At 61.5% G+C, this 11,340-nt stretch carries 10 protein-coding genes; 9 read left to right on the top strand and 1 reads right to left on the bottom strand.

Annotation, left to right across the window (positions count from 1 at the left end):
- Nucleotides 1–73 precede the first annotated feature (73 nt).
- The gene (mgtE, locus tag T370_RS0113835; protein WP_029436059.1) at nt 74–1,519 is read right to left on the bottom strand and encodes a magnesium transporter; all 1,446 of its coding nucleotides are present in this window, start codon (nt 1,517–1,519) and stop codon (nt 74–76) included.
- A 295-nt stretch (nt 1,520–1,814) separates the two neighbouring features.
- Between mgtE and nadC the strand changes: the two genes are divergently transcribed.
- The 9 genes from nadC (at nt 1,815) to rfaE2 (ending at nt 11,323) form a co-directional block, all read left to right on the top strand.
- Nucleotides 1,815–2,714, top strand: a complete 900-nt coding sequence (nadC, locus tag T370_RS0113830; RefSeq protein WP_005025771.1) for a carboxylating nicotinate-nucleotide diphosphorylase — start codon at nt 1,815–1,817, stop codon at nt 2,712–2,714.
- Nucleotides 2,711–3,760 carry a quinolinate synthase NadA gene (gene nadA / locus T370_RS0113825; protein ID WP_029436058.1) on the top strand — a complete coding sequence of 350 codons (1,050 nt, stop codon included), beginning with the start codon at nt 2,711–2,713 and terminating at the stop codon, nt 3,758–3,760. Before nadC ends, nadA begins: the two co-directional genes overlap by 4 nt.
- Nucleotides 3,761–3,998: 238 nt before the next feature.
- On the top strand, nt 3,999–5,576 hold the full coding sequence (gene nadB, locus T370_RS0113820; protein WP_009369173.1) for an L-aspartate oxidase: 1,578 nt from the start codon (nt 3,999–4,001) through the stop codon (nt 5,574–5,576).
- 412 nt (nt 5,577–5,988) lie between these two features.
- Nucleotides 5,989–7,368, top strand: a complete 1,380-nt coding sequence (locus T370_RS0113815; RefSeq protein ID WP_005025765.1) for a sodium-dependent transporter — start codon at nt 5,989–5,991, stop codon at nt 7,366–7,368.
- 180 nt (nt 7,369–7,548) lie between these two features.
- A complete protein-coding gene (locus T370_RS0113810; protein WP_009369175.1) occupies nt 7,549–8,160 on the top strand; it encodes an SGNH/GDSL hydrolase family protein in 612 nt (203 codons plus the stop codon).
- Nucleotides 8,161–8,172: 12 nt separating this feature from the next.
- Nucleotides 8,173–8,652, top strand: a complete 480-nt coding sequence (gene ybaK, locus T370_RS0113805; RefSeq protein ID WP_005025761.1) for a Cys-tRNA(Pro) deacylase — start codon at nt 8,173–8,175, stop codon at nt 8,650–8,652.
- Between the two features lie 118 nt (nt 8,653–8,770).
- Complete coding sequence (tyrS, locus tag T370_RS0113800; protein WP_029436057.1) at nt 8,771–9,967, top strand: tyrosine--tRNA ligase; 1,197 nt, start codon at nt 8,771–8,773, stop codon at nt 9,965–9,967.
- A gap of 3 nt (nt 9,968–9,970) precedes the next feature.
- Nucleotides 9,971–10,645, top strand: a complete 675-nt coding sequence (locus tag T370_RS0113795; RefSeq protein ID WP_005025757.1) for a site-2 protease family protein — start codon at nt 9,971–9,973, stop codon at nt 10,643–10,645.
- Between the two features lie 174 nt (nt 10,646–10,819).
- Entirely contained in the window at nt 10,820–11,323 is a 504-nt protein-coding gene (rfaE2, locus tag T370_RS0113790) for a D-glycero-beta-D-manno-heptose 1-phosphate adenylyltransferase (protein WP_029436056.1), read from the top strand.
- Nucleotides 11,324–11,340 lie beyond the last annotated feature (17 nt).

Below are 11,340 nucleotides of genomic sequence, written 5' to 3'. Positions count from 1 at the left end.
TGGGGGTGTGGGGGAAGGGAGGAGGCCCTTTCTACAGAAAGGGCCTCCTCCCTTCCCCCACATTTCACATTTCCTACAACAAAAAAGCGGTAGCCAGCCCCAAAAAAATAAAGAAGCCCGCGCTGTCGGTGATGGCGGTGAGGAAGATGCTGGAAGCCTGCGCGGGGTCGCGGCCCACGGCACGGAAGATCAGGGGGATGCTGCCGCCCGCCAGCGCGCCGAGCAGCATGTCGCCCATGAGCGCCGCTCCCATGACCATGCCAAGCTCGGGAGAGGAGGAGGTGAACCAGACGCCCACACAGGCCAGCATCGCCATGATCACCCCGGAAGCGATGCCGATCTTGCCTTCGCGCAACACGGCGATCCACGCGCGCTTGCGATCGAACTTCTCCGTGGCAAGCTGACGGATCATCACGGCGAGCGCCTGCTGCCCGGTGTTCCCGGCCTGATTCGCCACCATCGGCATGAGCACAGCCAGCAAGGCCATGCCCGCAATGGAGCCTTCGAACATGTACACCACAAAGGCCGACATCATGGAAGTCACCATGTTCACGATGAGCCACGGCAGGCGTATCTGCACCGACTCCAGCCACGGCGTGTCCACAGTCTCGTCCTGACCGGCGCCCACCATGCCGAGCAGGTCGGCGCTGGCCTCGTCCTGCATAATGTCCAGAATGTCGTCGTAGGTCGCCACGCCGAGAAGGCGCCCTTCATAGTCCACCACAGGCATGGCCATGAAGTTGTAATGGCTCATGCGGCGGGCCACTTCCTCGCTCGACGTATCGTAACGTACGGCGATCACGTCCTGATCATGCAGGGAGTCCCGCAGGATCGTCCCCGGTTTCGACAGCATGAGGTCACGCAGGGAAAACACCCCGACCAGTTTGTCGTCCTCGTCCACCACGTAGGCATAATAGGGGATTTCCATATCCTCTTCCATGCCCCGCCGGATCAGCGAAATAGCTTCGTCCACCGTGATGTCCTGCTCAAGCAGGATGATCTCAGTATTCATGATGCCGCCCGCCGTATCGGGGTCGAACGCCAGCAGGTTGCGGAGTTCTTCGGCGTCGTCGCGGTCAAGGTTGCTCAGAAGGACATCGCGGTGCCCCTCTTCCAGCTCGTCCAGAACGTCGGCGGCGTCGTCGGGAGACATTTCGGCGATGATCTGGGCCGCCTCGTCCGGATCGAGGTTTTCCAGAACGTCGACGGCAACTTCCTGATCAAGCTCCGCAAGAGCCTCGGCCGCTTCGTCGGCTGGCAGATGGCGGAACAGGCAGACCTGTTCCTTGAGGCTCAGGTTTTCCAGATGTTCAGCCATGTCGGCCGGGTGGGAGTACTCGGATTCGCCGTCTTCCAGATATTCTATGCACTGCGAAAGGGCTCGCTGGCGGGTATTGTCGGCAGGTTCGTCGCCTTTCGTCTCCGGCCTTTCCCCGGAGTTTTTCCGCTCTTTCTCCTCAAGACTCCGCGCTATGCCGTCCGGGGCTGTCTTTTTCTCTTCGGGGGCCGTATCCGACATGGACCTATCCTCCTCCACCTGAACCGCATAACGTCTCAAGGATACCAAAAGTTACGATAAAAAAACGAAACGCGCCTCCAAAACCGGCGTTTCTGCCCGCACTGCCTTTTATCCCGGCCCGTTCCGGCACCTCCCCGAACGGTTGGGAAAAAAAGAGCATCTTGACGAAAACGGATGAGCCACCTAGTAAACGAAAAGACTTTACGCTGCTGACTCGTTGCCGGATGCGCGCGTCTCGCGCATGTCGGCGTTGCTCTCAACCCCGTGTAGCACTGCCAAGGATGCGGGACAAGATATGATCCTTCCAGAATTCTCAGAATATTTTCAGGGCGAGGCGCGGATGCACCTTTTGTCGATCCTGGAACTCTCCCTCGCCGAGGATGGGCCGGATCTCACCACCGAGGGCGTCTTCGGCCCCGGGGACCGGCTTCAGGCGATTATCGTAGCCAAAGAACAGACGATCATCGCCGGGCTGCCCGTCATCCCGCTGGTCATGGATCTGTGCGCGGCGCACCCGGAAGAGCTTTCCTACACATGGCAGAGCCTTGCCAAGGAAGGGGAAGAGGTCGCCAAGGGTTCCATCGTGGCCCGCATTTCCGGCCCCGCCCGGCAAGTCCTCCGCGCCGAGCGCGTGATCCTCAACTTCGTGAGCCACCTCTGCGGCATCGCCAACCTGACGCGCCGCTACGCCGAGAAGCTCGAAGGCACGGGCGTCCGCCTGCTTGATACGCGTAAGACCATGCCGGGCCTGCGCTATCCCGACAAATACGCCGTACTGTGCGGCGGCGGGCACAACCACAGGCGCAACCTCGCCGAAATGCTCATGCTCAAGGACAACCACATCGACGCGGCCGGGTCAATGACCAAAGCCGTCGAACTGCTGCGCGGGCGTTACAATCCTTGCCCGCCCATTGAAGTGGAATGCCGCAACCTCGACGAAATCAGCGAGGCCGTCGCCTGCAGGGTCGACCGCATCATGCTCGACAATATGACGCCCGATATGCTCCCCGAAGCGCTGGAAATGATCCCCTCCTTCATCGAAACGGAGATCAGCGGGGGCGTTTCCCTCGACACCATCCGGGCGTATGCCACCGTAAGCACCGTCCGCAAACCCGACTTCATTTCCGTCGGACGCATCACGCACTCCGCCGTGACCGCCGACCTCAGCATGCGCATTGCGAAGGAATCCCTATGACGACAGCACCTCTCTCCAACGACGCCCGCGCCATTGAGGAACTCCGCTCCAAACTCGGCGGCAGGCTGACCATCGTCGGCCACCACTACGAGCAGGAAGCCACCATCCAGCACTGCGACATCCGCGGCGACTCCCTCGAACTGGCCCGGCGCGTCCCCGGCATCGCCTCGGACTACATCGTCTTCTGCGGCGTCTACTTCATGGCGGAATCCGCCGCCCTGCTCGCCCGCGAAGGCCAGCAGGTGCTCCTGCCCGACCATTCCGCCGACTGCGTGATGGCCCAGATGACCCCCGCCCGGCTGCTCGATCGCGTACTCGGCCGCCTCACCGCCTCGGGCCGCAAGCTGGTCCCGCTCGCCTACGTCAACACTTCGCTGGCGGTCAAGGCCGTGGTGGGGCGCTACGGCGGCGCGGTGTGCACGTCGGCCAACGCGGAAAAAATGATGAACTGGGCCTTCCGCCAGGGTGACGGCGTGCTGTTCCTGCCGGACAAGAATCTGGCCCGCAATACCGCCCGCAAGCTCGGCATCACCGGGCGCGACACGCATATCCTCGACGTGCGGAAAACCGGGGAAGCCGTGGACCTCGAAGCGGCTGACAAGGCCGCCCTCGTGCTCTGGCCCGGCCTGTGCGCCATCCATGCCCGCTTCCACCCCGAACAGATTGAAGCCGTGCGCAAGGCCGACCCGTCCTGCAAAGTCATCGTGCATCCCGAATGCTCTCCCGAAGTGGTGCGCGCCGCCGACGGAGCCGGCTCCACTACCTACATCATCGAGTATGTCAGGAATGCGCCGGACGGGGCACATATTTATGTCGGCACGGAAATCAATCTGGTGGAACGCCTCGCCCGTGAGCAGGAAGGCCGCATCCGCGTGGAAGCCCTGCGTTCCAGCGCCTGTTCCAACATGGCGAAAATCACGCCTGAGAAGCTGCGCGCCACATTGGAAGGCATCGTTGCTGGGAACACGGATCCCATCACCGTGCCCAGCGAGGATTCCGCTCCGGCTAAGGCTTCCCTCGAACGGATGCTCGAAGCCTGCGCGTAGTTTGATGCTTGTCGGAGGAGGGGAAAAGCTTCTGAAAAAGGGCTTTCCCTTCCCCAACCCTGCTATTGCGGAGCCCATCCCTTCCCAGAGGGTTCTCGTTGTGGGGAAAACGCGTGGCGGGAGTTCCGTTGAACATATTTCAGCATAGTGGATGCTCTATCCCGAACAGGTTTCAGGGGGCCTTGCCGCCCCCTTTCCTATATGCACAAAACAAGGTCTTTTCTCAAAAGAAGGCAGTATGACACAGCAGCGCTTGAAAACACAGGTTCTCGTCATCGGCGCCGGGATCAGCGGCAGCACGTCCGCCCTTACTCTGGCGGACGCCGGGTATGAGGTAACCCTCATTGTCCCCGGAAAAGAGCTGGACGGCGGCAATTCCGCGTTGGCGCAAGGCGGCATCGTCTATCGTTCCGATCCTAACGACGCCAAAGATCTGGAAAAGGACATTCTGATTGCCGGGCACCATCACAACTACGTCAAGGCTGTCCGCCACCTCTGCCAGCATGGCCCCGAAGCCGTGGAACGCATCCTCATGGAGCGTGCGCCCATCCCCTTCGATCGGCTGGACGGCAAGCTCGACTTCACCCGTGAGGGCGGGCACGGCAAGCACCGCATCGTGCACTGCGCCGACCACACCGGGAAGACCATCATGGAAGGCCTATTGCAGGCCGTGCGCATGTCTCCGAACATCCGCATCCTGACCGGGCGCACCGCCGTGGACCTGATTACCACGGATCACCATGCGCGGTATAAGGAATACCGCTACCAGCTCGACAACCAGTGCCTCGGGGCCTACGTCTACAACGAGGACACCCGGGAAGTGGAAACCCTGCTCGCGGACTTCACCGTGCTTGCCACCGGCGGCGTCGGGCAGGTCTATCTGCACACGACCAACACCGCCGCCTGCACCGGTTCGGGCATCGCCATGGCCCAGCGCGCGGGCGTGCGTCTCGACAATCTGGAATACGTCCAGTTCCACCCGACCGCGCTGTATACCCGCCAGTCGCACAGCTTCCTGATTACGGAGGCCATGCGCGGCGAAGGGGCCCGCCTCACGAACGCCAAGGGCGAATTCTTCATGAAGCGCTATGACGAACGCGCCGACCTCGCCCCCCGCGACATCGTGGCCCGGGCAATCATGGATGAAATGCTTCACAGCGGCGAGCCCTGCATGTATCTGGACGTCTCCGGCGTGAAGCACGACATCCCCACACGGTTCCCCACCATCTACCAGCACTGCATGGAGCTGGGCATCGACATCAACAAGAAACCCATCCCGGTGGTTCCCGTGGCGCATTTCTTCTGCGGCGGCATCCTCGTCGACGCTTCCGCCCGCACGACGCTGACCCGCCTCTACAGCGTGGGCGAGTGCAGCTGCACCGGCCTGCACGGGGCCAACCGCCTCGCCAGCACGTCGCTCCTCGAAGCCCTGCTCTGGGGCTACAGCGCCGGTCAGGACATCGCGCAGCGCATCACCAAGCGCGGCTACATCAGCAAGCGCCTTGCCGACGCCATCCCCGACTGGGAAAGCACCGGCGACGAGCGCAACGACGACCCGGCGCTCATCGCGCAGGACTGGGCGACCATCCGCAATACCATGTGGAACTATGTGGGCATCAGCCGCACAGCCAGCCGCCTGCACCGTGCCTTTGACGACCTGCGCGCCCTTTCCCGCCATCTCCACGACTTCTACAAAAATACGGCCATCTCCAAGCCCATCGTGGATCTTTTCCACGGCTGCCAGGCGGCCTACAGCATCACCCAGAGCGCCCTGCGCAACCCCCGCAGCCTCGGGTGCCATCACAGGATCAACTAGAGCAGAACGTATTGCGGGGAGGGGGAACCTTTTCTTCAGGGAAATTCCCCTTCCCCGAGCCTGCCTGTGGGGGCCGCGTCTCCCTTTTCCAAAGGCGGCTGTATTTGTCGAAGAGCCCCATGCCCCTTCCCCACGGCTTGCCATTGGATTGGGATACGACAGGCTCCCCAAAAGAGCCCAGACAAAAGCATCAAAGGAAGAGCGTTCCGAAAAAAGCTTTATCCGCACGGTTCTCCCTCTTCCCTGCTTCCTCCGATTTTTGTAACAAAGGCGGCGCGACATTGTTCCGCCCCACCGGAGCGTTTCTCCCGCCTCCTTCCGTGGTGACCGCGGCGAGGTGCGGGAGATTTCCGTATACCAGGGACACGTGAAAAACGGACGTGCCCGCAGGACACAAAGGATTCAAAAAAGCATGAGTCAGAACCAGCAGAGAGAACAGCTCGGCAGCCGCATCGGTTTTCTTCTTCTCGCCGCGGGCTGCGCCATCGGACTCGGGAACGTCTGGCGTTTCCCCTATATCGCAGGAGCCTACGGCGGCGCGCTGTTCGTGTTCATCTATATCGGCTTCCTGCTGGCGGTCGGCGTTCCCATTTTGGTCATGGAGTTCTCCGTGGGCCGGGCGGCGCAGCGAAATCTGGGCGCGGCCCTGCAAAAGCTGGAGCCCAAAGGCTCGCGCTGGCATACGTTCGGCCCCCTCAGCCTCATCGGCAGCTATCTGCTCATGATGTTTTACACGACGGTGGCGGGCTGGATGCTGGCTTACTGCTGGTCCATGCTCAAGGGCGATCTTTCCGGCCTGACCCCCGAGCAGGTCGGCGGCTTTTTCGGCGGCCTGATCAGCGATCCGACGTCATCCTGCCTCTGGATGGGCGTAGCGGTGATCTTCTGTTTTACCGTGTGCGGCATGGGCTTGCGCCGGGGCGTCGAGCGCGTGGTGAAATTCATGATGGTCGGCCTGTTCGCCCTCATGATCGCGCTGGTGGTCCGTGCCGTCACCCTGCCGGGGGGCGAAGCGGGCATCAGCTTCTACCTCATGCCCGATCCCGAAAAGCTGACAGGGGGGCTCTGGGCCGCCGTCACCGCCGCCATGGGGCAGGCCTTCTTCACCCTCGGCCTCGGTGTCGGCTCCATGACCATTTTCGGCAGCTATATCGATAAATCCCGCTCCCTGACCGGCGAAGCCCTCTACATCGTCCTGCTCGACACCGTCGTCGCGCTCATGGCGGGCCTCATCATCTTCCCGGCCTGTTTCGCCTTCGGGGTCAACCCCGGCTCCGGCCCCGGCCTCGTATTCGTAACCCTGCCGAACATTTTCAACAGTATGCCTTTCGGACGCTTCTGGGGCTCCCTGTTCTTCGTGTTCATGTCCTTTGCGGCCCTGTCCACGGTCATCGCCGTCTTTGAGAACATCGTCTCCTACTGCATGGACGTCTGGGGCTGGACCCGCAAAAAAGCCTCCACGGTCAACTGCGTTACGATGTTCCTCCTCTCCCTGCCCTGCACGCTCGGCTTCAACGTCCTGTCCGGTTTCCAGCCTTTCGGGGAAGGCTCCTCCGTGCTGGATCTGGAAGACTTCCTCCTCAGCAATAACCTGCTGCCCTTCGGCGCCCTGCTCTTCCTCTCCTTCTGCTGCCACAGATGGGGCTGGGGCTGGAACAATTTCATCGCCGAAACCGATCAGGGGCAGGGAGCCCGCTTCCCCCACTGGCTCAAGCCGTATCTCCAGTACATCCTGCCCTGCGTGCTGGTCTTTCTTTTCATTCAGGGGTATGTAGACAAGTTTATGAAGTAAGGGGAAAAAAGGTTGGGAGCGGAACTCCTTTTGCGCCGCCTCCCCACCAGTCAAAAGTCTTTGAAGGGAGATAGGAGGGGGCCTGGGGGAGGGAAGAGGGGAACTTTCCTCAGAAAGTTTCCCTCTTCCCTCCCCCGGTTCGCACAACCTCCTAACCATCTCTAACCACCCGAGGAAACAATGCATCTCGTCTGCTTTGGAGACTCGATCTGCTATGGCTACGGCGCACGCCCCGGCGAGGGCTGGGTCGCGCAGATGACGCGTATGCTGGCAACCCTGCGCGAACCGGTTGCGGTGACCAACGCCGGGGTCAGCGGCGACACCACGGAAGACGGCCTGCGCCGTATGCAATGGGACGTGGAGCGCCACCACCCCAACGCCGTCTTCGTCCAGTTCGGCCTCAACGACGCCAGCTTCTGGTATACGTCCGTGGGTCGGCCTCTGGTCGGCTTCAGAACCTACCTCGCCAACATGGGCGAAATCATCCAGCGCTCGTTCCGCAGCGGGGCGCATACCGTCTTTCTGGCCACCAACCACAGGCCTGCGGAAGCGCCGGACATCCCTGGAGCCGAACTCTACCGCCGCACCGTCCGGGAATACAACGAAGGGCTGCGGACTACCTTTTCAGGGATGAAAGGCATCGTGCTCATCGACATGGAACGGCTTATCCTTGACCAATTCCCGAACCCGGATACAATCCTCTCACCGGACGGCGTCCATCTGAACCGGACCGGAAACGACTTTTATTTCATGGCCATCGGCAGGCGCATAGCCCGCAGCCTCGCCGGATAACAGGTTGACCGTATGCCTCCCAAGAAAACCAACGCCGCCCGCCTCCTCGACGAGCTGGGCATCGGCTACGAACTGCATGAAGCCCCCTACGACGAGGCCGACCTCTCCGCCACGGCAATGGCCCGCTCACTCGGCGTGCCTGTGGAGGAGGTCTTCAAAACGCTGGTCGTCCGGGGCGACAAGACCGGGGTGCTCGAAGTCTGCGTCCCCGGGGCCGCAGAGCTGAACCTCAAGGAACTCGCCGCCGTTTCCGGCAACAAGCACGTGGAGATGGTCCCGCTCAAGGAAGTCCAGCCCCTCACCGGCTATATCCGGGGCGGCTGTTCGCCGCTGGCCGGGAAAAAGCATTATCCCGTCTTCGTGGACGAAAGCGCCATCCTCCATGAGCGCATCTATGTCAGCGCCGGGCATCGCGGGGTACAGCTCCGCCTTGCCCCCGACGACCTTCTTCGTGCGGTTGAAGGGACCTACGCCGCCATCGCCCGCTATTGACAGTCCCCGGTTTGTCTGCAACAGGAAACGAGGCACGTTTGAACGCGCCCCCAACCGCTCACGCATTCCCGCCGCCCGCCGGCGAATCCTCCCGGACGGGGAGGGAGAGGAGATTTTGATGATTCCTGTCGATAAACAGATGCAATTGATCAAACGCGGCATCACCAATCTGATTGATGAAGGCGAACTGCGCAAAAAACTGGAACGGGGCAAGCCCCTTACCGTCAAGGCCGGTTTCGACCCCACCGCGCCGGATCTCCATCTGGGCCACACCGTCCTCATCCACAAGCTCCGCCATTTTCAGGAACTGGGCCACAGGGTCGTCTTCCTCATCGGCGACTTCACCGGCCGCATCGGGGACCCCTCCGGCCGTTCCGCCACCCGTCCGCCTCTGACCACCGAACAGGTCATCGCCAACGCCGAAACCTATAAGGAACAGGTCTTCAAAATCCTCGATCCCGAAAAGACGGTCGTGGAATTCAACTCCCGCTGGCTCAACGACTTCACCGCCGCCGACTTCATCCGCCTGGGCTCGCGCTACACGCTGGCCCGCATGATGGAGCGCGACGACTTCGCCAAGCGTTACCGTGAAAACACGCCCATCGCCCTGCACGAGCTCCTCTATCCCCTCATGCAGGGGTATGACTCCGTGGCGCTCAAGGCCGACGTCGAAATGGGCGGCACCGACCAGACCTTCAACCTGCTGGTCGGGCGCACCCTCATGGGCCAGTACGACCTTGAGCCTCAGTGCATCCTGACCGTGCCGCTGCTGGAAGGTCTGGACGGCGTGCGCAAAATGTCCAAATCCTACGGCAACTACATCGGCATCAACGAACCCGCCGCCGACCAGTTCGGCAAGGCGATGTCCGTTTCCGACGATCTCATGTGGCGTTATTACGAACTCATCTCCAGCAAGTCGCTGGACGAGATCGCCGCGCTCAAGAAGGACGTCGAAGAAGGCCGCCTGCATCCCAAGAAAGCCAAGGAAGCGCTGGCGTACGAAATCGTGGCCCGCTACCACGGCGAGGAGCAGGCACAGGAAGCCTTGCAGGGCTTCAACTCGGTCTTTGCGGACGGCGGCATACCGGACGACGCCCCGGAATTCGCCTGTGAACACGGCGAAGCAAGCAAACCTCCGGTTTTCCTGACTGATTCCGGCCTTGCCGCCTCGCGCGGCGAAGCCAAGCGCCTCATCAAGCAGGGCTCGCTCTCGCTTGACGGCGAACGCTGTGATGACGCCGAAACCCCGCTGGAACCAGGTTCCTACGTGGTGAAGCTCGGCAAAAAGCGCTTCCTGCGCCTGACGGTACGGTAATACATGCTCGACATTGACCTTGCGGTCTCCATAAAACGCTTGTCGGTGGCGTTCGTGCCGCTGATGCTCGGGATCATCCTGCATGAGGTCGCCCACGGCTGGGCGGCCCTCAAGCGGGGTGACCCCACAGCCGCCATGCTCGGGCGGCTGACGCTCAACCCGGTGCCTCACATCGACCCCATGGGCTTGTTCGTCTTCGTACTGACCAGCCTAACCGGCCCCTTCGTCTTCGGCTGGGCCAAACCGGTGCCCATCAATCCCCGGAATTTCCGGAACATCGTGAAAGACACCATGCTGGTGTCCTTTGCGGGGCCCGCCACCAACTTCCTGCTGTCGATCGGATTCGCCGTGCTCCTGCGCCTGCTCATCGAATTCTTCCCGCTCGGCGAGTGGCAGGGCAACACCGTGTGGGATTTCTTCTTCCTCATGTTCCAGACCGGCGTAGTCGTGAATATCGGCCTCGGCTGGCTGAACCTGATGCCCATCCCGCCCCTTGACGGCAGCAAAATCCTCTGGGGCGTCCTGCCGCCGAAGCTCGGATTCCAGTACATGCAGCTTGAGCGCTACGGTTTTCTGGTGCTCATCCTGCTGCTCATGACCGGGGCGCTCGGGTACGTTCTCTACCCGCTGATACAGTTCTCCGTGAACACGGTTTTCTCGCTGATTGTACTGAGTTGACAGGAACTAACCGGAGAGGGGCCTTTGAAAAGAGGCTCCTTTCTGCTTTTGATGGGCAAGAAACGTTTCGCCCGGAACAGGCAATGCGGCTTTGGGAAAAACGGAAACATCCAGTGGAACCGAAAGAGCCGCCGCTTCCGGAAAACGCCTTTCGCGCCGACACAAGGACGAACAATGGATATGCTGAAACATCCCGGCATGGCCGATATGCCCGAGTTGCTGGAAAAACTGGATGCCCTGCGCGGGGAAGGCAAAAAAATCGTCTTCACCAACGGGTGTTACGACATCCTGCATCCGGGGCATGTGGATCTGCTGGAACGCTGCAAGGCGCAGGGCGATGTGCTGGTGCTCGGGCTGAACAGCGACGAATCGGTCAAACGGCAGGGCAAGGGCGACGACCGGCCCGTCAATCCGTATCCTGTGCGGGCCTTTGTGCTGGCGCATCTGGAAAGCGTGGATTTCGTGGTCCGGTTCGACGAGGATACGCCCGCGAAGCTCATCGAGGCCGTACAGCCAGACGTGCTGGTCAAAGGCGGGGACTGGTCCGTGGATCGCATCGTAGGCCGGGAATCGGTGCAACGGCGCGGCGGTGAAGTCATAAGCCTCCCCTTGCTGCAAGGCTATTCGACCACGGCGCTCATCGAAAAAATCCGCCGCACCGCTCCCGGCAGCCGCTGATTTTCCTTTTTCCTCCG

This window comes from Bilophila wadsworthia ATCC 49260 (assembly GCF_000701705.1).
GTDB lineage: Bacteria > Desulfobacterota > Desulfovibrionia > Desulfovibrionales > Desulfovibrionaceae > Bilophila > Bilophila wadsworthia.
This window is presented reverse-complemented; position numbering and strand designations above follow the sequence as displayed.